Below are 25,716 nucleotides of genomic sequence, written 5' to 3' on the forward strand. Positions count from 1 at the left end.
GACGGAGGAGAAAGCGAAAGCAGAGTTTCAGTTACGGATAAAACAGTTCCGGATATTCAGGAAATTTTATTAATTTCAAATCCTCCGGTCTCACATTTTACCAGCTTCACTCTGCCTCCAGAACTTTCCTTATCCTGCTCCATCTCCACAATATACGTATAATCCGAGATCTGCGAAAGCCCGCCTGCTCCGCTGCCTCCGACTATCAGCGAATAGACCTTTGCGTTATACTTCTTTTTTGCCTCTTCCCAGCGAGCCAGGACAAGTTCATCAGAAATTTCGGACTTCCCGTCTGTAATAAAAAGCAGGTCTGCACCCTGAAAGTCTTTTTCGTTAAGGGATTTAAGGCCTGAAGCAAGCGCGGTATTGAAATCTGTTCCGCCGCCAAAAGTGTAGAGGAGGAAGTTAAGAAATCTCTCCGACATCTTTTTTCTATTGCTGAGCTCAATTTCAAGGTGCTGGCTTGTGGAAGCAAAAAGGATAACCTTCATATCCCGCTGTTGGGAGAGCATCAGCTTTGCCATTGCAAGCACTGCAGACTTTGCAAGGGTCTGGGGAGTCCCGTGCATTGATCCCGAGGTGTCGACGAGCGCAATCATAGGGCCTCTGGGTTTTATTCGGGGAGGGCCTGTGTAGTGTTTGCCAAGAAGCTGGTAGCTCAGGAGTTTTCCTTCAAGCATGTCAGCATAGAATTTTCGCTTCAGAGCAGGGTTAAGGAGCTTTGCGGCTTCCATGGGCAGCAGGTTATTTATCGAGTCCGAAAACCTTACAGTCTGGATCCGGTTTTTTCCAAAAGGAGAATAACGTATGCGGTCAGAAGGAGGGTCAAATTCCTGCCTGCCTATAAAATTTATTATCCTTCTCAGGTCAGGGTTTTTCTCAAAAAAAGCCGAATAGCTTTTCAACATCCTGAGCTGGACATAAAAAGGCTCTTTTTTAAGTTCTTTTACGGAATAACTCCAGCTTCTGCCAGGGAAGAGCAGGGCAAGGATATCAAACAGGTCCAGGTTTTCTTCCATTTCAGAGATGAACTCCTGCATCCTGCTGTACACTCCTTCCATTATCCCGTCAAGAAAAGCCTGGCTTCCGTCCTGCTGCATGAAGCCGAGGACAGCTTCATAAATATCGGGATTCCCGGAAAAAGAACTTGATCCCGGAGAATCTCCAGATGAAGAGTCATCTGAATAACTTTTTTGCCTCAGGAGGAAAGTTTGTTTAAGGATTTTTTCAAATTCCTTCAGGATGGCTTCTGTTTCAGCATTCAGTTCCTTTAATAATCCTGTTTCCGAATTCGGGCCTCTATTTTCTGAAAAGCGTTCCATAAGGTCATAAATTAAAGGAAGAAGAAGTTTCAAACATGCAACCCCGGCTCCCCTGCTTCGTTTTGCAATCTTCTGAAGCCTGGGCCATGGCCTTGAGTTTTTCAAAGTCAGGAAGATTGGGTAAAAAGCCCCTGCAAGTCCTATAAACTTTTCAGTATCTTTTATTTCATACGGCTGGCCAAAAAGAATTTCAAGTGCGATAACTTCAGATATTTTTTCACGCAGAGACCTGGGGATTGTCCTGGGATAAGCGATGATGCTTCTCAATTCCCCTTCAAGAAGAAAAGCCGTCTGTCTCTGGACTGAAAGAGAATCATGCCAGAGCCTGTTTCTTGAAAAAAACGAGTAAGACCCTGATGGGGCGCTGTCCAGAGAGCTCAAAAAACCGGTTTTGTCTTCCGTTCCAACACCTCAATAACTGACAATACATCAATAACTGACCAGTATCTGATATTGACTAATATCTTAACACCTTAAACAATATTTCGATACCAGTTTTGCTTTTTATCTGAGCTTGAATCTGGACCCGAGCCCTTTTATGAAACCTCCGGCATTGTTTCCCAAATCAGATGCCTGGACTTTTGCTTCCACTTTTGCGGCATGAGAGCCTGAGTGAGAAACTTCAGATAATAGCCCGGAAGATGAAGGTTTTACGGGTACGGATCCTGCAGCCCTACCTCCTTTATCTTGCAGGCTCAGAATATCACGGATTTCAGCTATGAATTCTTCCGTGCCTGAAAGCTCTGAGCTACCGGTATCATGCAGGAGCAGGGCTTCGTTTCTGTCAGCAGTCGAAAGCCAGATGTTTGCCTCCATCAGGTCCCTGAGCAGTTCTTTTTCTTCTTCCAGGCGCTTTTTTACTCTGTTTATTCTGTCAGCCAGGGCTTCGAATTCTATTTCGAAAACCTCTCTCTGGCTTTGAGACAGGGTACTTTTCTTTCCTGAACTCACATGAAGAGATTCGATTTCCTTCACCAGATTATCGTAAGGGTAAATCCTCGAATTCCCCTCCTGCCTGAGAGTATAGCTGTGGTTCGGGCAGGCAGCATGATGAACCTCAAGATTTTCCCTCAGTTGAAACTCTTCCCCGCAGCTGTCGCAGACTACTCTAACAGGGAGTTCGTTTTTCAGGGCAATACTAAGTGCTGTCCTCAAGTCTTCAGCATCCTGGCGGAGCTTTTCCGTATCTGTTCCTCCTGAAACGACGAGCTTAAAAACTGCTTTTCTGATGGTCTCTCTTTCTTCGGGGAGGTTCCAGAGCATGTGCTGGAGCAAAAGAGCCATTGTCCTGTCAACAGCCGAACACCCGCTGCTGCAGGCTGCAACTTTCAAGACCTGGACTATCCTTTTCCAGCGCCTGTCCGAAATCTCTATCTCCTGAAGCTGGAGGTTCTTCCTGAGTTCGGTGACGATTACCTCAACATCAGGGTCAACAGAAAGAGAATTTGCATTTTTGCGGAGCTCTTCGATTTCTGAGACCGGGATGCGTGCAGAAGGTCTGAAATCTTCGGGTTCTCTGAAAAGAAGATTTTTGAAGTTTTCATCGTCCTGGATATATGAGAGCCTGTACCTGAACAGGAAACGGTCATAAAGGGCCTCAAGACTTTCGTCTTCTTCCGGAAGTTCGTTTGAAGCCCCGAAGACGGACAGCAGGGGAACATCAACTATCTCTCTTCCGTTATGGTATTTTCTTTCATTCAGTATGGTAAGGAGGCTGTTGAGGATAGCGCTGCTTGCTTTAAAGATCTCGTCCAGCAGAGCAACATGGGCAGTCGGGAGGCATCCGTTTATATTTCTCCTGAACTCGTCTTCTTCAAGGGCTTTTAAGGAAAGGGGCCCGAAAATCTCTTCAGGAGTGGAAAAGCTGGTCAGGAGGTAATTAAAAAAGTTCCCTCCTTCAATTATCTGGCAGATGCTTCCTGCAAGCTGGGTTTTGGCCGTACCGGGAGGACCGAGAAAGAGAAGGTTTTCTCCTGAAAGGACAGCGAGAAGAGAGCCGTTAATCTCAGCTTCGCGTTCTTTAAAGTATCCTGCAAATTCTGCCTTTATCTCAAGAAGGGTCTCTTTCAGGTTCAAGCCTCCCGGTATTGTAATAGCCATATAACAGTATGGTAATATGGTACTGTAATAGTCATATAACGGTATGGTAGTACAACAGTATAGTAGTGTGGTTATGAAATAATTTTATTGATAAGATAATTCCATAATGAGGTAACGCTGGATAAAAGAGTTTTCGAAAGCTGTTTTCAGTCTTTTTTCTAAGTCTTTAGCCTGATCCTATTTTAAATCTTGCAATTTTCTTTCTCCTGCCAGTATCACGCCTTATTTCACATAAAATCCTGAGTTTCCGGGAGTCGGACTGCAAGTACAACAGCCCGCTGTACAGTACAACAGCTCGCTGTACATTTCTCTCACTATGCTTTGATAAAGAGGACTAAAAAATGGATAAATTATAATCATTTGCCGTAAAATCTCATACTCCATGCCGAAGGAAGGGCCATAAGAAAAGATGCAGAAGATTTTTGCTCGTGGTCATATGTAACGTGGTCAAATATAAAGAAGAAAATGAAAACGAAAATGAAAATGTAAAGAAAAAAATAAAAATGTAAAGAAGAAAATGAAAATGAAAATGGAAATGGAAATAAGAATAGGGAAATGGAAATGAGGAAATAAGTAAAAAACTGAAAATAAGTAAAAAGCCGAAAAGAATGAAAATAAAAAAGGTAAAAATTAGAAAACTGCATTAAAAAGGGTTAGAGCTGCACATAATGTGCAACTTCGCCAAGGTCTTCTTCTATTCTGAGAAGCTGGTTGTATTTTGCAGTTCTCTCGCCGCGTGCCGGTGCACCGGTCTTTATCATTTCAGCTCCTATTGCAACCGCGAGGTCTGAAATGGTCGTATCTTCAGTTTCTGCAGAGCGATGGCTTACAATTACTGTGTAGCCGTTTCTGGAAGCCATGCTTGCGGCATCAAAAGCTTCCGAGATTGAGCCAATCTGGTTAACTTTGAGAAGGAGGGCATTTGCTGCTCCCATGTCCACTCCTTTTGACAGCCTTTCAATGTTTGTGACAAAGAGGTCGTCACCTACAATGATTGTGTCCCAGAGTTCATTGGTAAGCGCTTCAAAGTCTTCGAAGGCTTCCTCATAGAAGGGGTCTTCAATAGAAAGGATCGGGTAAGAGTTTACAAGCTCCACATAATAGTCAAGCAGTTCAGGAGCAGCCAGTTTCTTCCCGTCAATGTTATAGAATTCCTCTTCATAAAACTCGGTTGCTGCGGCATCAAGACCTATTGTGACCTCAGACTCGGTATAGCCTGCTTCTTCAATTGCGTGTACGAGCGCATCAAGGGCTTCTGTGGACTCGCCCATTTTTGGAGCGTACCCGCCTTCGTAACCCACGTTAGTAGAAGAGCGTCCGTATTTATTCTCCAGGAACTTCCCGAGGGTCTGGTAAATCTCAGCCCCGATCTGAAGAGCTTCGTAGAAGGTCTCTGCGCCTTTCGGCTGAATCATGAATTCCTGAATTGCAAGCTCGTTTCCTGCATGTTTTCCTCCATTCAGGACATTCATTGTGGGCACTGGGAGGGTAAAAGCGTTGGAGCCGCCGAAATAACGGTAAAGCGGTATATTAAGAGAGTCAGCTGCAGCTTTTGCAACTGCCATGGATACGCCAAGAATGGCATTTGCTCCAAGGTTAGATTTGTTTTCGGTCTCATCGAGCTCTATCATAAGCTCGTCGATTTCCCGCTGGTTTCGCACATCAAGTCCAAGCAGTTCCTTCTGGATAATGGTATTTACGTTCTTGACTGCGGTCAGGACTCCTTTTCCTCCGTACCTGTTAGGATCTGCATCACGCAGTTCAAGGGCTTCATTCGTACCCGTGGAAGCTCCTGAAGGAACACTTGCCCTGCCAAATCCTTTAGGTGTAAACACATCAACTTCAACTGTGGGATTTCCCCTTGAGTCCAGGATCTCCCGAGCATGTATCTTTTGGATCTTATATTCTCCAGAATCCTGCTGTAAACCGATATACGACATCATTTCACCCTTTCTAATCTCTGACTATCTATACATATATTCTGTTATTTGAACTTGACTTTTAGTTGATCTATGCGTCAGTTAATCTAAGCGTTACATGTCCGAATTGTATTTAATTCTTTATCCGGTTCGGACGAATAATTTAACTGAGTGATGTGCCTGCATTTTCCGGAAGAGATATTCTTTTTCAGAGGAGACATTCCTTTTTTATTCTTCTACGACAATTCTATCTCAGGGCAGCAGTATGTAAGGAATCTCATTTTAAGGAATCCTGTTTTGAGAATTCACACATATCTTTTCAGAGCAAATCTTCCCCATTTAAAGGATAGAAGAGATTAATGCGCCTAAAGCCGATTATTTATTTATCTGAAGTATTTATTTCCAGCTTTCAAGGACATCTATCTCCCGGAACAACAGAACCTCTTTTTTTGTTTCCTGAATGTCTATTTTCTGCTTAAGAGATGTTTATTCCTGCAAACCCATGCTTTAAAGGTTTTGGTTAGAACTACAAAGTCTATTTTTTTCTGGAGATTTGTTCTTCAAGTCTTTTATACACAAACTCCATGAAAAAGGAACTACTAGGGTTAGATACCTTTTTTATCTGGTTACAGTACCCAATTTATTTAAAAAAATAATTTTATCTACATAAAATATATAAACCTGAAAGTATTATTCATTCTCGATGACCGAAGATTCTCCAGTTAATTTAACCGAAAAAGAGTATTCAATCATTGATATGCTCCAGAGCCTGGGACTCCCGAGGACAGAGGCCACCGCAATCGTATGTTTAAAAGACTGTAAAGAGCTCAGATCCCTTCACATCGAACTCGTTTCCGGACTCAGACAACCGGAAGTGAGTGTAGCCATGCGCCCTCTAAGGGATAGGGGCTGGGTGGATGAAAGGTCCGAAAAGAAGAATAAAGGAAAAGGCAGACCTGTAAAATATTACCAGTTAACTGTGCCATTCCCGAAAATAGTACAGACTCTCGAAGAGGAATTTTTAAGAGATAATACCGAGAAGATGATTGCACTAAAAAGATTACGGGAACTGGAAATCATAATGCAAAACTAGCCTTACTGCAGTTCTAATTCGGAACAATTAAGTTTGAATAACTGAAAAATAAGTTTCTTAAAAATGGAAATGGGACAATTTGCTAGATCTGTTTTCCATCATTTTCAGCTTAAACTGGCCGGTTCCAGAACAATACTATATTTATATCAATTGGAAAATATTATTCGTTATCAGGGATCTGTATAAAGCTCACGGGGGCAAACCCCTGCTCCGGATCCATTATCCTTCTGGCAGAAATTCCTTCTAACTCGAAAATAAATACTTCTACAACCATGAAAACTTCACTTTCCCCTCGCAGGCAACCCAGTTTAATGTCATCACCCCGGGCTGTCCCTGCATGAAGGTGAATTTTGGGCTCCCCGTCCTCCTGAAAAATGTCCCCGATCCCGAGAATCTCACGGGCGTCACTGAAGCCGGTCCAGACAGGTTCAGGAGGCCTTCTGTTTTCTTTCGGACCTGCAACAAGTTTTCCTTCCTTCAATGCACCCAGCAGCATAAACACAGCAGACTCGATCTTCTCAAGTTCTGCAAGTTTGATAAGTTCAAGAATCAGGTCATCCCCGTGGTCAATCCTTACGGTAAAGACCCTTCCTATCCTTCCTTTTGCGTACTCCATTATTTCCCCTCACTGATCCGTTATTTTTCCGTCCACAATTTTGATAACCCTGTCGGCTTTTCCAGCCAGCTCTTCATTGTGGGTTACCACAATAAATGTCTGATTATACTCTCTGTTCAGTCTGCGGAGAAGTTCATAGATTAAATCCCCTGTTTTCGTATCAAGGTTACCTGTTGGCTCGTCTCCGAGCACGATTGCCGGGGAACAGCTGAGAGCCCGGGCTACAGCAACCCTCTGGTTTTGCCCGCCTGAAAGTTCTCCTGGCCTGTGGTCTATTCTGTCTGCGAGCCCGACCTCTTTAAGGAGTTTTTCTGCAACAGACTTTGCTTCATCCCTGCTCTTTCCCGCAATCAGGAGCGGCATCATTACGTTTTCGAGAGCAGTAAAATCGGGAAGAAGGTGGTGGTACTGGAAAATAAAGCCAAGCATCCTGTTTCTCACTGCGGAACGTTCCTTATCCGACATCTTTGTTACGTCCCTGCCGTCTATAAGAAGGGTTCCTGAGCTGGGCGTGTCCAGCAGACCTATGAGATGCATAAGTGTGCTTTTGCCTGAACCAGAAGGACCTACAATTGCAACAAATTCCCCTTTTTGAATTATCAGGTTTGCGCTGTCAAGAGCGCGAAATTCAACCCCGTTTTTGTAAGTTTTGGTCAGGTTCTTAAGCTCTATAATTGGGATTTCGTCTGTCATGCTTTTCCTGCGATTTCAAAACTTCAGTCTTAAAAATAGAGGAGGTCTTAAGTAAAGAGCTTTTGGGAGCGGGATGGAAAACATATTAAAAATTAACTGCCTGTGTCCGGCAAATTCTATTTTAAAGCCTGAACCCTGCAGCACCTATCGTAATATCGCTGATCATTTTTGTTGTGCCCATTAATATATCACCATTATCGAATTGCACAGACCATAAACCTATCAGAGTACTGGTTGGTTATCGGTTTTTAGACTCTGGTCTCCGGTTCCATTTCTACTCACGAGATAAGCTGCTGTAAGAATTAACACGCAGCCCAGGAGAGTCGAAATATAAAACGGGCTTCTCAGGACAACCGTGTCAAAAAAGATTCCTGATACGGGTTCCAGAAGGGCAAGAATGCTGCCAGTCTGCGCTTTTATGCCTGAAATTCCCCTGAGGTAGAGGATAGCAGCGAAGGTTATAGTTATACCAAAGAGAAACAGAGTATCGAAATTCTTTAAGAATACTGAGGCAGGAGTTAAAAGTGCTGATGGCAACATAAAAAGAAGGCTTACTCCGGTCAGCCAGAAAGTCTGGGAGATCCCTGTATAGTCATGCCTCAGGTAACGGATCAGAATTATTGTCGTACCGAAAGAGATTCCTGAAAGTATGCCGTATAACAGGCCCTTTATGAACTCGGAGCCTGCACTAATGTTAAGCAGAATTTCACCGGGACGCGTAATAAGCAATACCCCCAAAACCGAAAGGATGAGAGGCAGGAAACTTTTACTGCTGCCCTTCTCGCCGAGAATTGCCGGAGCAAGCAGATTGACATATACCGGAGCCGTATAAAGGAGAAGGACGGCAGTGGAAATCCCGCTGTGCCTTATAGCAGATAGATAGCATATTCCTGTTACAGCATTAAGGAAACCCAGCAGTAAAAGATATTTTCTGTTCCTGCGAAGTCTGAGCTGTTCCAGGCTTCCGCTCAGCAGCAGGTAAAAGAAAATCATGAATACGCCGAATAAAAGCCTGCAGAATAAAACGGACCCTACAGACATATCCTGAACCCGGTCCAGAAAAACCCCAATGGTACCGTAAATGATGCTGCCTGTTATGACCTCTGAATATGGCTTGAAAGAATTTTCCTGAACTGGCACATTCGAGAAATAAAACACTGTGGATATATATTTTTTGGAGTAAGACCGGGTTTTCAGCGGGATTTTTTTCTGAACTCAGAAATATAAAAAGAAAGAAGGGAATTTATTTTCCCTGAGGTCTTAAAAGTTCTTTTTTCCAGAAAGGCAATTTTATGCTGGAGGCCAGTTTTTCCCCGAAGATAAATTTTCTGAGAAACACGCAGTTATCAAGGCTTATCACAATTGCTGCTGCAAGGATAAAGAAACATCCGATAAGCATTCCACTGTGTACATCGCTCCCCAGCACAGTGTAATCGAAGAATATGCAGGAAACAGGCTCAAGAAGGGTCAGGATACTGCCTGTGATGGCACTTACTCCTGCAACCCCTCTTATGTAAAACACTGCACCTATACCTGTAATCATTACTCCGAAAAGCATGAGGGTATAAAGGTTTTCTACAAGAACCTGTCCTGGCAGGGTGACTGCGAAAGGAGACAGGAAGACCAGACTGATCACACTCTGCCAGACCAGCTGGGTAAGCCCGTTGTATTCGTTTCTCAGGTAGCGGACGGAGATAATGACACCGCTGCTGAAAAGGCCGCCTACGAGCCCGAAAACCACACCTTTGAGATAGTCGCTTCCGAATGCAATCTGTTCAAAGCCGCCTTCAGGTCTTGTTACGTAAAATACACCTATGAGGCCAAGGAAAAGGGCAAAAATAGTTTTCTCAGTATTCTTTTCTCCAAGAAGAGCAGGAGCAAGGAAAGTCAGGTATATGGGATCTGTATAAAGGAGAAGGACGGCAGAAGAAGCACCGAGGTACCGGATTGCAGAATAGTAGGAAAACATCTGTGAAACATATAAGATTCCTAAAAGAAGAAGGTATTTTTTCTTCTTTTTTAACGCAAGTTGACTGAGGTTTCCGGTAATTGCAAGATAGCACAGTATAGCTGACAGCCCGAAGAGGACTCTATAGAAAATAATGGAGCCAACAGACATGTCCCTAAGATATTCCATAAAAATTCCGACGGTACCATAAATAACACATGCGGTGAGCAATTCAAGGTGATGTTTAGAGGCAGCAATCATGCTATATGAGGGGATACGAATGTATATATATTTTTAGTAAGATAACAACGATTCCAGTAGTATAACACTTTATAAAAAATTTTATACATTTGGTATGAAAATTATTATTATATTTCAGCGCAGGTTAACACTTAGCATATTCTTTTCGGATATATATTTCAGCGCTTTTTTAAATTGAGAACAACATGTTGTCTGCTTCCTGTCCTGTAGATTGTAAGCCCTTTCAATCCCTGTTTCCAGGCATAAATCAGAGCCTTCCCTATATCCTCTTTTCCGGCATCTACAGGCATGTTTATGGTTTTTGAGATCCCTGCATGGCAGTGTCTCTGAAAGGCTGCCTGTATATCGATGTGAGTTTTCCAGTTAATATCAAGGGCTGACCTGAAGAGCTCTTTTTCTTCCTCGCTCACTATTTTTGAATCTGTTATGTCCTGCAGAGTTCCGTGAGCATATACATGCTCAAGCAGCCGGTCGTAATCAGGTTTCGGAAGCTTTTGCTTGAAATGTGCTTCAAAAAAAGGATGCACAAGCATGAATTCCTTTCCAGCTACCCTGGCCCGCCTGTAAACCCAGCTGAAAACAGGCTCAATTCCTGCCGAGCAGCCGGCGAGGATGCTTATAGTGCCAGTAGGGGCGATTGCAGTTAATGTTGCGTTTCTTACTGGAAATTCCCATATTGAGTTTTCGTATTCCGGAAAAGGCCCTTTTTCGGCTGCAAGTTTTTCTGACTCCCGGATAGCAGCCCGGTTAATCTGGCCCATAAGTTTTTCTGCAAGCCTGAGAGCTTCTTCCGAGTCATAGGGCAGCCCGAGTTTCAAAAGCATATCATGAAAGCCCATGACTCCAAGCCCGATTTTTCGTGTCTTTTTTGTTGCCTCCTCAATCTCCGGGACAGGATAAACATTTACATCGATTTCATTATCCAGGAAACGGACAGCTTTTCGGACTGCTTCCCTGAGTGAGTCCCGGTTAACTTTTCCGTCCTCAACAAGTATGGAAAGATTAATGCTTCCCAGGTTGCAGGATTCAAAAGGCAGGAGAGGTTCTTCTCCGCACGGGTTTGTCGCTGAAATGTCTCCAAGTGCAGGTGTGAAATTGTCCCTGTTTATGTGGTCATAGAAAAGAACCCCCGGCTCTCCATTTTTCCAGATCCCCTCGACGATTTCGGAAAATATTTCTCCTATTTTTGTGCCTGTTTCTGTATTCCAGACCTCATCCATCCTTCCTTCGTCAGCCAGGCTCATGAAAGAATCGGTAAGCATGACAGAGATATTGAAATTACTCAGGACTCCTTCAGTCCGTTTTGCCCTTATAAAAGAAATAATGTCATTATGGGAAATATCGAGAATCCCCATATTGGCGCCTTTTCTTTTCCCAAAATGTTTTACAATCTCGGTAGCCTCATTAAAGAGCCGCATTAAAGCTACAGGTCCGCTCGCAGTACCCACACCTGAGACAGTAACAGAGCCGTCGGGCCTGATCTTTGAGAAATTAAAACCCGTACCTCCTCCTGTCTTCTGTATAAGGGCAGCAGTCTTGACAGAATCAAATATTTTTTCTATTCCGTCCTCAACAGGTATGACAAAACAGGCTGAAAGCTGGCCTGAAGGTGTCCCCGCATTCATAAGAGTTGGAGAGCTTGGAATGAAGGCTTTACTGAGAATAATGTCAAGAAACTCGGTATACTCTCCCCGGTTTAATGCAATTGCTTTCGCTACCCTCTTGCAGACGTCCTCCCAATCTTTCTCTCCTTCCTGAAGGTACCTGGATTTAAGAGTCTCAATTGCAAGAAGATCAAATTCTTCTCCGGTTTCAGACACAAAAATCGCTTCTCCCGCATATTCAGCAGTTTTTACTCACAGTTTTTAATGGAATTTCCTGTTATGCGTGAATTATTATACATTTCCTGTTACGCGTAACTTGTTATACGTATCCTGTTATGCGTGACTTGTTACGCATTCCTGTTACACGTTACCGTTGTTTTCTAAAAACATCTTATATTTCTTATTGGACGGTATTTTTTATCAGTATATCCGAAAATCCGGTTAGAACGTATAATCAGAAACAACAATAAGTTTCATTTGAACCGACTAATATTTTTGCAGTACTTGGTTTTCGCAGTTCTTGATTATAGTTTCCATTCTGTCTTCAATTGTTTTCATTCAATTTTTTCATATTTTGGCAATTATTTAAATCGGTTATTTTTCTTCTTTTTCGTCGTGGGAAGGGCTGCAACCCACTATAATATAAACCTGGAATTCTCCTATAGCAGGTACAAAAAATGAAAGTTAAAAAAGTATAAAAATGAAAGTTAAAAAAGGCACAAAAAACAAAGTAAAAAATAACAAATAAAAAAATAAAAATTTAAAAGAAGTGTTGAATGGTCCGGTTACTCAAAACTTCAGACCAGTTCAGCTTTTATGATTTTTACTTCAGTTTTCGGACGGTCCTGACGGTCAGTCTTTACTTTTCCCATGGCATCGACGACATCCATGCCTTCCACCACCTTTCCAAATACAGGGTGCATTTTATCAAGGTAGTTATTATTTACGAGGTTGATGAAGAACTGGCTCCCGCCAGTGTTTGGTCCTGCGTTTGCCATGGAAATAGTGCCCTTGTCGTTCCTGTTGTGCTTTGTGAATTCGTCAGGGATCTCATAACCTGGCCCTCCAGTGCCCGTTCCAGTCGGGTCTCCGCCCTGTATCATGAACTTGTCAATTATCCTGTGGAAAATTACGCCATCATAGAAGCCCTGGTCCACAAGTTTTGCAAAGTTTCCTGCCGTGATCGGCATATCTTCAAAAAGTTCGATAGTGATGTCACCCATAGTGGTATGAAAAACCACTTTCTTTCCCTTCCATACAGCCATTTCTGTTCCTCTTTCGGTCTTTTAATTAGATTTATATGTGTGCCTGTCTTTTTGCCGGCTTCTTTGCACTCTATGCTCGCCTTACATGTAAATCCTGCGCTCCTCGAGTTTCGCCTCGGGAGTAAGACGTCCTTTTCGCTACTCTCAAGCGACTTTTTCTGCGAGGTATAACCCGCATCTGAAAGCAAAAGGATTAATTTACGAATCATCGAAGTGAGCTTCCCCTGAAGGCTAATTCAGGACTTCACAGCATTCCATTTATTAGTTTTTGCCATGTTTATGTTGCTGGACCGGGTCTTTAAAGAGTCTCAGGCGGGAGTCTCAGGCAGAAGAGATTTCCTTACTTCGGGCACTTCAGGAGAAAAAAGCCAGTTGTACATAGTGTTTAAATTCCTGATTATTACTCATGATTTAAGGCGCCCGAATGCCCGGTTAATAGCGTATCTGAGGGGGAACTGAAAAGCCTGTATAAAAATTCAATAAAAATTCGTTCGTTGTTAATATAAGAATAAAATTATAATTCCAATTTTTGCGATTATTTAAAGTTTTTGAGTGAGAGGAGGAGATTTTACTCTCATACAGTACATTTTACTCTCATACAGTACAACCTGACATTTTATTTTCCAAACTTTCAGTATAACAGATGGCTTGATTTTACTGGATTTTAAAAAATCTATATGGACTTCAGGTTATTTTGACCTTTTTTCGGGATTTTTTGACATTTTTCCAGGATTTTTTGACATTTTTCCAGGATTTACACTTCTTCGATTATTTTATTCAAATACTTACATTTTTATAGACTGATTAGATTATATTATAATGGGAAGAAAGCAGGTAAATTTTGTCAAAATTCTTCAAAAATTGTTAAGATTTGATACATGCCACATAAATCGGTCTAAAAGTTCTGATGAACGCAGTGGAGTAGATTTTTATGAGCAGAGGTCAGGTTTTTAGCCTGTGGTTAGCCGCAGGCTTCTTCATCCTTCTGGCTGTGTATCCGGCTTCAGCTGAAACGGTTACGGATGGGACAAGTCCTGAATATGAAGAAGGAAAAATAAACTTAACAGAATACTCAGCGAATTCTTATAATGAAACCGAAAGTATTGAGACTGAGCTGGGGCTGGGCTTCAAATTTCTGAAATCCATGCTTAGCCTGCTTCACCTTAACCTGAATCTTATAAATGAAACTCTCAGTGAACGCTCTGAAGAATATCCTTTCCTGCAGCCCACAATAGAAGGAACATCTACAGGGATAAATGCTGTTAACTCAACTATTGATTTTGTGGATGATCCGACAAACATGAGTAAAGCAAATGCCACCATGCATACGTTTGACAGCGCCATTGAAGACCTGAACGCAAGCCTCGTATATCCACAGGATATGCTTGATGCTGCAAATGCAACCCTGGGGAGCCCTGAAGCCACAACACCGATACTTGAAGACATGTACAGAATAACCAGGGCAATGATCACTGTTTACGACCACATGGAAAATTAATAAATATTCAAAAAAATTTTAAAATAGGAATCCACAACTGTTAAAAAAGCTCAAAAACATAACGGCATGTCTGATGAATTAAATACACCATTTAATCATGAAATATATCTTTGCAGGATAAAAGAGGGACAGGTCCCTGGCTCTTGCCTTCATTCTGACAATTTTATTTCTGAACGACCTTTTCCTGCAAATACTGAAAATTTTTTATTGAACAGCCTGATGTTTTCCACGCAAATATCCTCAATCACCTGAGGCAAATAAGGATCTATTTTTATACTCTGGCTTTTGCGGTCAGGTTCAAGTCCTAAAATAAGCCGTAAAAATAGCATGCTTGCACCAGCAGCCCACGCCTGAGGTATGGATGAAGTCGGATACGACACTGGGAAATCAACTTCAGTCCTCTGGTAGCCTGCAAATACCTCAGGGAACCTGCTGTCAAAATATTGAGAAGCTTCCAGAAGGTTTGTTATTATCCGGTTTGCTTCATCCCTGTACCCATATTTTATAAATCCCTCTGCGATTAAACTGTTATCATGGGGCCATACCGTCCCGTTATGATACTCAATAGGATTATATCCCCTGTCGTGACTGGATAGCGTGCGAATTCCCCAGCCGTTATAAAGGTCCCTGCTCATCAGTTGTTTGACGATAATACCAGCCCTGTCATCTTCAACTATTCCGCTCCAGAGAAGATGCCCCATATTTGATGTCATTGAATCAATTTTTTCCTTGTTTTTATCCAGCCCAAGAGCAAAATACCCTCCCCTGTCCTCTATCCAGAAATCTCTGTTAAAACGCCTTTTTAACTCTCTTGCCTGATTTCTCAATTCTTCTGCAAAAGAGGGGTCATCCCAGACTTCCTCCGCCAGTTCGGCAAGCCTGATCTTCGCGTCATAGATATAACCCTGAAACTCAACCGTAGCTATGGGAGCTTCGGCAAGCCTTGAATCACTGAAAATCATACTGGTGCCAGAATCTTTCCAGCAGTGGTTATCAAGCCCTTCTTTTGATCTTTTCTTATATTCTACATACCCGTCGCCGTCCATATCCCCAAAATTGTCAATCCAGTAAAGGGCTTTTAGCGCTGGTTCCTTAAACTCATTAACAAATTCTTTATTGCCTGTCCATTTAAATACCTCGTGGAGCAGAATAAGGAACAACTGACAGGTGTCAGCAGATCCGAAATACGGGCTATAAGGTTTCTTTCCCAGTAGCGTTTTTTCTCCAAACCTTAGTTCATGAAGAATCTTTCCTGGTTCTTCATCCTTAAAATAATTATATTCTTTTCCCTGAAGATTTGCTAAATTTCTCAATGTATTGAACGCGATATCCGGAGCAATAAAACAGCACTGGTAAGATGTGATTAAACTATCACGGCCGAATAAAGCCATGTACCACGGCATGCCTGCTGCTATTACAGGTTTTTTTCCCGGGGCTATGTAAAATCTGAGTGCAGCTAAATCCATCAAGCTGTGCCCATATGTCCTGGATAAAATGCTGCAATGCCCGGTTAACCTGGGGACCCTGTCCAGCCATTCCTGCAGGGATTTATGTAAAAATATTTTATTTTCATCAAGATCTTTACATAAATATTCAGGCTCTATGATGTCATCTTCCCAGACAGGACGAATCGTCAAACAGGTCCTCCAGACCTCTTTTGCAGGAATATTAATATTGAAACTTATTTTTTTATTTTCAATTTGCGCTCCGGATTCACATTGAATTATAGTTTTCCTGCATATCCCGTTAGCCCGATATACAAAAATATGCTGATATTCTTCCGGATTAATCTCAATAACAGGTTTTGCTTCCGGATCCTGAGAACTTTTTAATTCTATGATGTCCACAAAGTCAGCATCAAGCTGTACTGATAAGGTTAAATCCACAGGTTCAGTTTTATAATTATGTATTATAATTTCTTCTCTGGCTCCGTTGCCTGCTGCACGTCTTCTAATAATCGTAATGGGGTGGGACTCAAATATGGATTCAAAAGGAAGAGTAGCATAATGAGTTGACCAGAAATAATTCACTTCCTTTGCGCTCAATATAGATAGATCCTGATCATTTATTTTCAAAATCAGCTCAGATAAAAAACGTGTATCCCTGAAGAAAAAGCCAAGACTGCGATTACCCTTCTGATGTATATTTCCAACAGGATCTGATATGATGAATGTTTCTCCGTTGACGATTCGTATTTCAGATTTTGTTTGATAGGTCACATTTCTCTCTCCGTATAACCCCGGTCTATCTGCCCCATTCCGTCTTTCCGAATACCGAAGAGCAGTTGCTAGTTTTCAACCTTTACTGAAGTTTGAGGGCAGTTTTTCTTTCCGTTCAGGTTTCTCTTCTCTATTTTGAATTTAATTAAAAAAATAAAATCTCCTTAAAATAAGTAAAAGGACATAATTATCTCCTTAAAATAACTCTTGCAGGAGCCCCATCAGCATTTATCTTTATGGGCAGTGCAACAAGTTCATACTCTCCCGGCTCTACATTCAGGAGATTCACCCCTTCAATAACCACAACACCGTTTCCTGCAAATTCTTTATGAGCAGGCTTATCCTGATCTTCGATACGGTCGATAGTAAAATAGTCAAGCCCGATCAGCTTTACTCCATTTTTTACAAGATGGCCGGCAGCCTGCTCTTCTATGTAAACAAAGTCTTTAGTGAGCTTATTTTCGGCTATGAGTTCCGAATTCCTTGTTTTAAACAACAGCCGGATATTGTCTTTTAAATTCACTCTTTTAAACTCATCAACAGATATTTTGTGCTCGTCCTTTATCTCTACAACCAGTGCCTTTCCCATTAAAGTGTCCAGATCCAGCTGATTTATTAGGGCCCCTTCCGAAACAAAATGAGCTGGTGCATCAATATGCGTACCTATATGGTTACTCATACATATTTTATACAGTTCATACCCTTCTTTCCCGATTGAAGCCAGTCTTTCCTTATCGAATTCAGGGTTCTCGGGCATTACAACCGTATCTTCAGTTATATCAAGGCTTATATCAATAATCTCTGTCATCCGTGATACCCCCACAGATACTCCACAATAAATACAGATGCCGACAAAAGATAATAAAATTAAGCGAATAATCTGAAATATTCAGTAAATTAATAAACTGGACTATTAAGTAAATTAATAAACTGGACTATTAAGTAAATTAATAAACTGAACTATTAAGTAAATTAATAAACTGAACTATTAAGTAAATTAATAAATTGGACCATTTATGGAATGGATTCTTTTTTAAGCACAGGAAGAACCTTTTCTCCAAAATCCCTGATGAATTTCTCCTGTTCAGAATTGGCATTATGCAAAATGATATTACTGAAACCAAGCTCGATATCTTTTTGAATCCATTCGATGTGTTTCTCAGGCTCGCAAGAAATCCTTATATGTTCGTCCAGGTCGTCGGGTCTTATATATTTTGAAGCCGAATCAAACTGTTCTGGAGTGTAAATCTCCTCTTCAACAATACTTTCGATAGTGTTGTTTTTCCACTGCTCATAAGCCCCCTGGCGAGCCTTTTCATCGGTGTTGGAATATGAAAGGTGGACCTGAAGGTACATAGGTTTTCCTTCTCCTCCACCTTCATGAAAAGCACCCACCATTTTTCTGAGTTTATTGTATGGCTGTGATACTGTCACCATTCCATCTGCCCAGCCACCTGCCCATTTTGCGGTCTCAGGGGTGAGTGCTGCCCCGATAATTTTTGGCATAGTTTCAGGCTTAACATAAAGCCTGGCTTCTTCTACAGTTATATAAGACCCGTAATAAGATACCGTCTCTCCTGAAAACAGCGCCCTTATTACTTCCACACACTCCCGCAGCCTTTCATTTCTTTCAAACTTGGGAGGGTACAGCTCCCCTGTTATTCTCTCGTTTAAAGCCTGACCGCTCCCGAGTGCCATCCAGAACCTGCCTGGGAACATTTCAGCCAGGGTTGCTGCAGCCTGAGCGATAATTGCAGGATGGTACCTTTGCCCGGGAGCGTTTACGACTCCAAATTCAAGTGAAGTAGCCTGCATAGCCGCTCCAAGCCATGACCATGCAAAACCTGTTCCTCCCTGTTCAGCCTGCCTGCTGCTCCAGGGCTTAAAGTGGTCCGAAGATAAAGCCCCGGTAAATCCGGCTTGTTCAGCCAGCTGAACCCAGTTTAAAAGCTCCCCGGGCTTGAACTGCTCATGAGAAACATGATATGATAACCCCACCATAAAAACCCTTTATTCCCAATTGCAGATAAAGGTAATTGAGGAAAGCAATAACCTGACTAAAGAATCATTCAAGTCACAACCTTTTTGCTGGATAATTGGTCAGGCATTGTTATACGGGTCCATTTTTTACCCCTTCATTTCTACTGGAAAAATTTAATACAGATTTTTTGTAATTTCAATTTTTGCCTTTAAAATTCATCAAACACCTGAAGATCAAAAGAAGTGTTTCCCATACTTGAGGGAATGTTCATCAGAGTCTATCAGTTTTTCTCAAACTGCATGGCACGACAGCGTTTCTGTATAGAAATGAACTGTCAGCTATTTCTTCAGCCCGTACCCCGGCAGAACTGATAAATTTACTCAAAATCCGCAGAACTCTTAATCTGTCACTTCTAAGTGGTTACTTTTTAAACTCCTGTCATCATCCGAAATCTTTTTATATCAAGTACAGCATTAGACATTGTTGTACACAACTATACGTCAGTGATCCATAATGCACGATTCAATTCTCCATATCCTTAACACAACAAAGACCCGAATCCAAACTTTTGGGCCTGATGCTTACAAAAAGAGATCGCAGCCGCAGTTCCGGAAAAGAGACTTTATTGCCGCTGTGGCAGCCTCACAGGCAGAAGGCAGGGTTCCTGTAATTGCAGAGGTCAAGCCTGCGTCCCCTGGAAAGAGTTTCAGGGAAGTTCCGCCGTCCGTGGCTGCTGATCTTGCACTGGAAATGGAGGAAGCAGGTGCTGTTGCAATCTCTGTCCTTACAGAGCCGGGAGTGTTTCGGGGTTCGCTAGAAAACTTGAAAGAAGTAAGGAAAACTGTGTGCCTGCCTGTACTCAGGAAGGACTTCATTATTGATAGAGTGCAGCTTGAAGAAGAGGGAAGCGATCTCGTGCTCCTGATAGCAGGAATCCTTGGAAAAGAGCTTGGAGCATTTGTCGAGCTTGCCATTGAAAAAGGATTTGAGCCCCTTGTAGAGGTGCACAGCAGGGAAGACCTTGAACTTGCCCTGGAAACGGATACAAAAATAATAGGGGTCAACAACCGGAATTTCGAGACCCTTAAAATCGACCTGGCTACCACGGAAGAGCTTGCACCCCTCATCCGGGAATACGACCTTGAACACGGGACCAGCCATCTTATCATAAGCGAGAGCGGGATGAACAGTCCCTCAGATGTCAGGCGAGTGATGCTGGCAGGGGCAGACGCTGTGCTTATAGGGTCTGCACTTATGGAAAGTGACTCGGTTTTCGACAAAACTAAAGAATTCGTCCAGGGCTTTTGCTGGCGTTAATAACTGCTTTTTTTCGATTTTCAGGAGTTTTAGCCTGCGAAAATAAGGCTAAAAAATCCTTTTTCACTTCAAAACCAGGTAAATAATTCTTTTTCATAAAATCACGACTAAATAAACCATAAATCAGGAAAATAAAGGAGTAATCAAATTGGCAGCAGCTATAATTTCAGAATTACAGGTAAAAGGAAAGTACGGGAAATATGGAGGGCAGTACGTGCCAGAAGTCCTCATGCCGGCTCTGGAAGAGCTTGAGGAAGGTTATGAGAGATACAAAAACGATCCTGAATTCCTTGCAGAACTCGACCACTACCTGATGGATTTTGCGGGCAGAGAAACTCCTCTTTATCTTGCCCGGAACCTCAGCAGGAAATACGGGACAAAGATCTACCTCAAGAGGGAAGACCTTGTGCACGGAGGAGCCCACAAGTTAAACAACGCCATAGGGCAGGCCCTCCTTGCGAAATATATGGGAAAAACCAGGCTGATTGCCGAAACCGGAGCAGGACAGCACGGGACTGCAACTGCAATGGCAGGGGCAAACCTGGGGTTTGAAACTGTCGTCTACATGGGGGCAAAAGATGTCAAACGACAGCAGATGAATGCATACAGAATGGAACTCATGGGAACCGAGGTAAAACCCGTAAAGACTGGCTCAAAAACACTCAAGGACGCGATCAACGAGGCTTTCAGGGACTGGGTTACGAACATAGGAAACACACATTACCTTATAGGCTCGGTTGTGGGCCCCCATCCCTATCCCATGATCGTAAGGGACTTCCAGAGCGTAATAGGGAGGGAAGTAAAGGAGCAGGCAATGGAAAAAGAAGGCAGGCTTCCCGACACAATAATCGCCTGCGCAGGAGGAGGGAGCAATGCAATGGGGACTTTCTATCCGTTTATCGAAGACCGGGATGTCAGGCTGATTGCTGTGGAAGCCGGAGGAAAAGCTTTGAGATGCACGGAAAAAGCAGCTCTTCACTCAGCTTCCCTCTGCGCAGGAGAAGAAGGAATCCTGCACGGGGCAAGGACAAAGGTTCTGCAGGACAAAAACGGGCAGATCCTTGAGTCAGAATCCGTGTCTGCCGGGCTTGACTATTCAGGAGTGGGACCTGAACTGGCTTCCCTGGCAGAAAGCGGCAGGGTTACAGCCCGTTACGTGACAGACGACGAAGCAGTTGAAGCTTTTAACGAGCTGAGCAGGCTTGAAGGGATTATTCCTGCCCTTGAATCCTCCCATGCCCTTGCATACCTTAAAAAGGCTGCTGAATCAGGAGAACTCGGGGAATTTGTGGTTGTAAACCTTTCAGGGCGAGGGGACAAAGACCTGGAAACCGTACTGAGCCTGAAGAGAGGGATATGAAATGAAAACTGAACTTAAGGCGGTTCTTAAAAGACCAAAAATTTCCGAAAAATTCGATGAACTCAGGGAGAAAAAAGAAGGAGCTCTTATAGGTTATGTGATGGCAGGCGATCCCACTTTTGAGGCAAGCTCAGAGGTTGTAAAAGCCCTGGCAAAAGGGGGAGCGGATATAATCGAGCTCGGATTCCCGTTCTCAGACCCAGTGGCCGACGGACCTACTATCCAGGTAGCAGGACAGAGAGCACTTGCACAAGGCATGGATATTGAACGCTACTTCGCGTTTGCCAGAGCCCTTGAGGTTGATGTCCCTCTTGTGTGCATGACTTACTATAACCCTGTTTTCAGGTATGGAGTAGAGAAATTTGTGGAAAATGCCGCAGAGGCAGGAATTAGCGGACTTATAATACCCGATATCCCGGTAGAGGAAGCAGCTGACCTGAAAACAGGCTGCGATGCCCATGGACTTGACCTTATATTTCTGGTCGCACCCACCACAACAGAAGCAAGAATCCGAAAAATCCTGCAGAGGGGGTCAGGTTTCATCTACCTTGTATCAAGGCTCGGAGTTACGGGAGCAAGAGACGATGTTGCAGGTTCAACAAAAGAACTGCTGTCCAGAGTAAATACCGACATTCCAAAAGCAGTTGGCTTCGGGATTTCTACGGGGGAGCAGGCTGCCGAGGTTAGAAAAGCCGGAGCGGATGGTGTAATTGTAGGCTCGGCATTTGTGAGGATAATTGAGGAAGGAACAGACGTAAACGAAAGACTGGAAACCCTTGCAAGGGAACTCAAATCCGGTATGCTTGAAGCGAACTGAAGGCATAACAGGTGGATATGGGAGAGAGGAAAATGCAGAAAATAAAGGAATATATTAAAAAGCTTGAAGAAGGCTGTGATCTGAGTTCAGAGGAAGCCGAAGCTGCACTTGAAGAGGTTCTGAGCACAGCCGAAGACGGGGAAATAGAGACATTTCTGCTCGCTCTAAAGGCTAAAGGCGAGAAGCCGCAGGAAATAGTCGGTTTTGTAAGAGGAATGAAAAAAGCTGGAAATATGATCAAACCAAACACCCCCTTCAGGATCGTGGACACCTGCGGGACAGGAGGGGACGGGCTCAACACCATCAATGTATCAACTGCAGCTGCAATCGTAACTGCAGCAGCCGGCGTTCCCGTAGCAAAGCACGGAAACAGGGCAGCCACTTCCATGACAGGAAGTTCCGACGTGCTTGAGGCTCTGGGAATTAAAGTGGATCTTTCCCCGGAATATGTCAGGAAAACAATAGAAAAGATAGGTATAGGCTTCATGTTTGCTCCTGTTTTCCACCCTGCAATGAAGAGGGTTGCAGGGGTGAGAAAAAAGCTGGGGGTGAGAACGGTTTTCAATATCCTTGGTCCGCTGACGAATCCTGCAGGAGCAAAAGGGCAGGTTGTTGGGGTTTTTGATAAAAACCTCTGCGAACCCATAGCATATGCCCTTGCAGAACTCGGAACAGAACATGCACTTGTTGTGCACGGGGATGGAATGGATGAAATTACAAACACAGGGGAAACCTATGTTGCGGAATTAAAAAACGGAAAGGTTTCAACGTATACACTTACCCCGGAATCCCTTGGCATGCTGCGGGCAAGCCCGGGAGACACAAAGGGAGGTAGCCCAAAAGAAAACGCAAGAGACCTGCTGTGCATTTTTAAGGGGCAAAAAGGGCCTAAAAGGGATCTTATTATCCTCAATGCAGCTGCAGCCCTTTACGTAAGCGGGATTGTGGGGTCTATCAGGCAGGCAATTCCTATTGCGGAAGACGCAATAGACAGCGGCAAGGTCATGGTAAAATTCAACCAGTTCAGGACTTTTACCGGCGAATTTTATCAAATAGATAAAAAACAGGGCTTTATCCCGGGAAAAACAGCTTTGTCACCTTCCAGGGTTTCCATGTTAAGCCCGGCTTCCGGGGAACAGGCATGAGAAAAAGACTGAAAACCAGAATAAAAATCTGCGGGATGTGCAGCCCTGAAGATATGGAAATGGCAGCCCTCTATGGAGCCGATGCAGTTGGATTCATAACCGAAGTCCCTGTCGAAAGCCCGAGAAAAATTGATTCTGACACTGCAGCTTCCCTGATCTCAAAGCTTCCTGAATGTCTTGATTCCGTAATGGTCATAATGCCTGAAAACTCTTCGAGGGCTCTGGAACTCATCGAGAAAGTAAGACCCGATATTGTACAGATCCACTCAAATCTGTCTTCTGTTGAACTTGAGATAATAAGAGGAAAAACAGACATCCCCATTATAAAAACACTTTCTGTGCCTGCCGGAATGGGAGCTTCCAGAGTCCAGAGCCCTGTAAAACACCTTCTTGATGAGATCCGCAGGCTGGAAGAAAGCGGAGTTGTGGACAGCATTCTTCTGGACTCCGGGGTTGCAGGAAAAACCGGCGGTACTGGCTACGTTCATGATTGGGACCTGAGCAGAAGAATCGCGGAAGAAACTGAACTTCCTTTAATACTTGCAGGCGGGCTCAAGCCGGAAAATGTACAGGAGGCGATAAGGATTGTTTCCCCCTATGCTGTGGATACGGCTTCTGGAGTAGAAACTCTCGGAATAAAAGATGCCGTAAAAATAAGAAGTTTTATTGAAGAAGTGAGGTGTGCCAATGCTTTCCTTTGACATTGGGGAAGAAGAGTTTAAGAAACTTGTATCAGGGATTGAAAAACCGGGTCTTATCCAGCTTCTTGCAAAAGTGGATTCAAAATGTTCTCGTTCCTGTTCTCCTCTCGATCTTTATCAAATACTGAAAAAATCTGGATGTTCAGAAAGTTCAGGATACTCCTATCTTCTCGAATCCGTGGAAAAACAGGCGAGCAAAGCAAGGTATTCTTTTGTTGGAAACTCCCCGGATTCTCTTCTGACAATTAATGACAGGAAGCTTTCCCTTGAACTCCTTAACCCTAATGCCTCTGATTTTTTTGAAGAAATTGTCTCAAAAGTGAAAAAAGTATTCTCAGCCGGAACGGGAGAAGAAGTAGAAGAAGTAACTAAAGAAAACGAAAACAAAAACAAAAACAAAAAACGTGAAGAAGAGAAAACTGAAGAAGAGAAAACTGAAGTGCGAAAACTCCGACAATTCACGGCTCCTATCCCGGAAGGAAAAGACTCTTTTGATGCACTTCGCCTGGTTTTTCCTCCGGTAAACGGGATTGAGTTCCTCAATGAAAAGCGCTTTGAAAGGCAGACTTTTCTCGGAGGAGCTATCGGGTACACGGCTTATGATGCAGTTTATGACAGCTGGCTTGGGGCTGATAAGGGCTTTGAATCCGAAATTCCGGAACTTCAGTACCTTCTGGTCACGAAAAGTTATGTTTTCGACCACCTGACCGAAGAGGTCTATATCGTGATCACTCCCTTTATCAATCCAGGTTCGGATGCAGGAAGAATATATGAAGAAGCCCTTTCAGAGGCAGAAAAACTTTACTCAACTATCAGGGAAGTTTCCCTGTATGAGAGTACAGGAAAAACAGCATTTCTGCATCAGTTGGCAGGACCACAATCAATAGAATTAAAGTCAACAGAATTACAGCCAACGAAATTAAAGTCAGCAGAATTAAAGTCAGCAGAATTAAAGTCAGCAGAATTACAATCAACAGCGTCAAACTCAACAGGATTACAGTTGGAAGGGTCAGGTTCACCTTTACAGGTCTGCAGTTCTGACAGATCTGAGTTTGAAACTTCTGTACTCAGGGCAAAAGAACACATTTTTGCAGGGGATATCTTCCAGGCTGTCCTGTCCAGAAAATGTGAGTTCAGGCTTGAACAACCTCCATTCGAGCTTTATGCACAGCTCAGGGCGATAAACCCCAGTCCTTATATGTATATTTTCGAGTTCGGAGACCTGGCAATAGTGGGGGCAAGCCCTGAAACCCTGATGACTGTACATAAGCGTACAGTTATGATAAATCCCATTGCAGGCACATGCCCAAGGGGGAAATCCGAAGTTGAAGATGAAATACTGGCTTCCCATATGCTCAATGATGAAAAAGAAAGGGCGGAACATGTAATGCTGGTTGACCTGGGGAGAAACGATGTCCGCATGGTTTGCGAAAGCGGCTCCGTAAAAGTTTCAGGATTTATGAAAGTCCTCAAGTATTCTCATGTACAGCACATAGAAAGTACGGTTTCGGGAACCCTGAGGCCTGAATGCGACCAGTTCGATGCCTTCAGGGCAATCTTTCCTGCAGGGACCCTTTCAGGAGCTCCGAAAATCAGGGCAATGGAGATTATTTCCGAACTTGAAACAGCCCCGAGGGGGATTTACGGCGGTGGAGTCGGGTATTACAGCTGGAACGGGGACGCTGATTTTGCAATAGTGATAAGAACCCTGCTTATACAGGGGAAAAAGGTTTCATTACAGTCAGGGGCAGGGATTGTTGCGGATTCCGATCCTGCATATGAGTTCAGGGAAACAGAAAGGAAAATGGCAGCAATGCTTACAGCTATAGGTGGAGAAACTGAGCTCTGAGTGAAACA

General features: G+C 43.2%; 20 protein-coding genes. 8 read left to right on the forward strand and 12 right to left on the reverse strand.

What is annotated here, in order from left to right; translation table 11 throughout:
* Nucleotides 1-56: 56 nt before the first annotated feature.
* From M886_RS13430 to eno, 3 genes are all read right to left on the reverse strand, one after another.
* Nucleotides 57-1,703, reverse strand: coding sequence for a vWA domain-containing protein (locus M886_RS13430; protein WP_048051324.1), 1,647 nt, complete (start codon nt 1,701-1,703; stop codon nt 57-59).
* A gap of 123 nt (nt 1,704-1,826) precedes the next feature.
* Nucleotides 1,827-3,422, reverse strand: a complete 1,596-nt coding sequence (locus M886_RS13435) for an AAA family ATPase (protein ID WP_048051325.1) — start codon at nt 3,420-3,422, stop codon at nt 1,827-1,829.
* Between the two features lie 653 nt (nt 3,423-4,075).
* Nucleotides 4,076-5,362 carry a phosphopyruvate hydratase gene (gene eno, locus M886_RS13440; RefSeq protein WP_011034744.1) on the reverse strand — a complete coding sequence of 429 codons (1,287 nt, stop codon included), beginning with the start codon at nt 5,360-5,362 and terminating at the stop codon, nt 4,076-4,078.
* Nucleotides 5,363-6,044: 682 nt separating this feature from the next.
* On the opposite strand from eno, the gene M886_RS13450 reads away from it, so the two are divergent.
* Nucleotides 6,045-6,434, forward strand: coding sequence for a transcriptional regulator (locus M886_RS13450; protein WP_011034743.1), 390 nt, complete (start codon nt 6,045-6,047; stop codon nt 6,432-6,434).
* A gap of 160 nt (nt 6,435-6,594) precedes the next feature.
* On the opposite strand, the gene M886_RS13455 is transcribed toward M886_RS13450, so the two are convergent.
* From M886_RS13455 to M886_RS13480, 6 genes are all read right to left on the reverse strand, one after another.
* Nucleotides 6,595-7,050, reverse strand: a complete 456-nt coding sequence (locus M886_RS13455) for a PPC domain-containing DNA-binding protein (protein ID WP_011034742.1) — start codon at nt 7,048-7,050, stop codon at nt 6,595-6,597.
* A 9-nt stretch (nt 7,051-7,059) separates the two neighbouring features.
* On the reverse strand, nt 7,060-7,743 hold the full coding sequence (locus tag M886_RS13460) for an ABC transporter ATP-binding protein (RefSeq protein ID WP_011034741.1): 684 nt from the start codon (nt 7,741-7,743) through the stop codon (nt 7,060-7,062).
* Nucleotides 7,744-7,965: 222 nt separating this feature from the next.
* Nucleotides 7,966-8,883: a DMT family transporter gene (locus tag M886_RS13465; RefSeq protein WP_048051753.1), complete on the reverse strand. Its 918-nt coding sequence runs from the start codon at nt 8,881-8,883 to the stop codon at nt 7,966-7,968.
* A gap of 103 nt (nt 8,884-8,986) precedes the next feature.
* Nucleotides 8,987-9,952, reverse strand: a complete 966-nt coding sequence (locus M886_RS13470) for a DMT family transporter (protein ID WP_048051327.1) — start codon at nt 9,950-9,952, stop codon at nt 8,987-8,989.
* Between the two features lie 158 nt (nt 9,953-10,110).
* Nucleotides 10,111-11,772, reverse strand: coding sequence for an adenosylcobalamin-dependent ribonucleoside-diphosphate reductase (locus M886_RS13475; protein ID WP_048051328.1), 1,662 nt, complete (start codon nt 11,770-11,772; stop codon nt 10,111-10,113).
* A 581-nt stretch (nt 11,773-12,353) separates the two neighbouring features.
* Complete coding sequence (locus M886_RS13480; protein ID WP_011034737.1) at nt 12,354-12,821, reverse strand: peptidylprolyl isomerase; 468 nt, start codon at nt 12,819-12,821, stop codon at nt 12,354-12,356.
* A gap of 931 nt (nt 12,822-13,752) precedes the next feature.
* On the opposite strand from M886_RS13480, the gene M886_RS13490 reads away from it, so the two are divergent.
* Entirely contained in the window at nt 13,753-14,319 is a 567-nt protein-coding gene (locus M886_RS13490) for a hypothetical protein (RefSeq protein ID WP_011034736.1), read from the forward strand.
* Nucleotides 14,320-14,468: 149 nt separating this feature from the next.
* On the opposite strand, the gene M886_RS13495 is transcribed toward M886_RS13490, so the two are convergent.
* The 3 genes from M886_RS13495 to M886_RS13505 all read right to left on the reverse strand — a co-directional run bounded on the left by M886_RS13495 (nt 14,469) and on the right by M886_RS13505 (nt 18,536).
* Nucleotides 14,469-16,538 carry an amylo-alpha-1,6-glucosidase gene (locus tag M886_RS13495; RefSeq protein WP_084685095.1) on the reverse strand — a complete coding sequence of 690 codons (2,070 nt, stop codon included), beginning with the start codon at nt 16,536-16,538 and terminating at the stop codon, nt 14,469-14,471.
* 187 nt (nt 16,539-16,725) lie between these two features.
* The gene (locus tag M886_RS13500) at nt 16,726-17,346 is read right to left on the reverse strand and encodes a cyclase family protein (RefSeq protein ID WP_015412831.1); all 621 of its coding nucleotides are present in this window, start codon (nt 17,344-17,346) and stop codon (nt 16,726-16,728) included.
* A 206-nt stretch (nt 17,347-17,552) separates the two neighbouring features.
* The gene (locus tag M886_RS13505; protein WP_235203965.1) at nt 17,553-18,536 is read right to left on the reverse strand and encodes a TIGR03885 family FMN-dependent LLM class oxidoreductase; all 984 of its coding nucleotides are present in this window, start codon (nt 18,534-18,536) and stop codon (nt 17,553-17,555) included.
* 496 nt (nt 18,537-19,032) lie between these two features.
* Here M886_RS13505 and M886_RS13510 point away from each other — a divergent pair, with 496 nt between their 5' ends.
* From M886_RS13510 to trpE, 6 genes are all read left to right on the forward strand, one after another.
* A complete protein-coding gene (locus M886_RS13510) occupies nt 19,033-19,836 on the forward strand; it encodes an indole-3-glycerol-phosphate synthase (RefSeq protein ID WP_048038360.1) in 804 nt (267 codons plus the stop codon).
* 148 nt (nt 19,837-19,984) lie between these two features.
* Entirely contained in the window at nt 19,985-21,196 is a 1,212-nt protein-coding gene (gene trpB, locus M886_RS13515) for a tryptophan synthase subunit beta (protein ID WP_015412829.1), read from the forward strand.
* Nucleotide 21,197: 1 nt separating this feature from the next.
* Nucleotides 21,198-22,013, forward strand: a complete 816-nt coding sequence (gene trpA / locus M886_RS13520) for a tryptophan synthase subunit alpha (protein ID WP_015412828.1) — start codon at nt 21,198-21,200, stop codon at nt 22,011-22,013.
* Between the two features lie 32 nt (nt 22,014-22,045).
* Nucleotides 22,046-23,158: an anthranilate phosphoribosyltransferase gene (trpD, locus tag M886_RS13525; protein ID WP_011034728.1), complete on the forward strand. Its 1,113-nt coding sequence runs from the start codon at nt 22,046-22,048 to the stop codon at nt 23,156-23,158.
* Nucleotides 23,155-23,859, forward strand: coding sequence for a phosphoribosylanthranilate isomerase (locus M886_RS13530; RefSeq protein ID WP_015412826.1), 705 nt, complete (start codon nt 23,155-23,157; stop codon nt 23,857-23,859). Before trpD ends, M886_RS13530 begins: the two co-directional genes overlap by 4 nt.
* A complete protein-coding gene (trpE, locus tag M886_RS13535) occupies nt 23,846-25,708 on the forward strand; it encodes an anthranilate synthase component I (RefSeq protein WP_048051329.1) in 1,863 nt (620 codons plus the stop codon). Before M886_RS13530 ends, trpE begins: the two co-directional genes overlap by 14 nt.
* The last annotated feature ends 8 nt before the right edge of the window (nt 25,709-25,716 follow it).

This window comes from Methanosarcina soligelidi, from assembly GCF_000744315.1.
Lineage (GTDB): Archaea > Halobacteriota > Methanosarcinia > Methanosarcinales > Methanosarcinaceae > Methanosarcina > Methanosarcina mazei.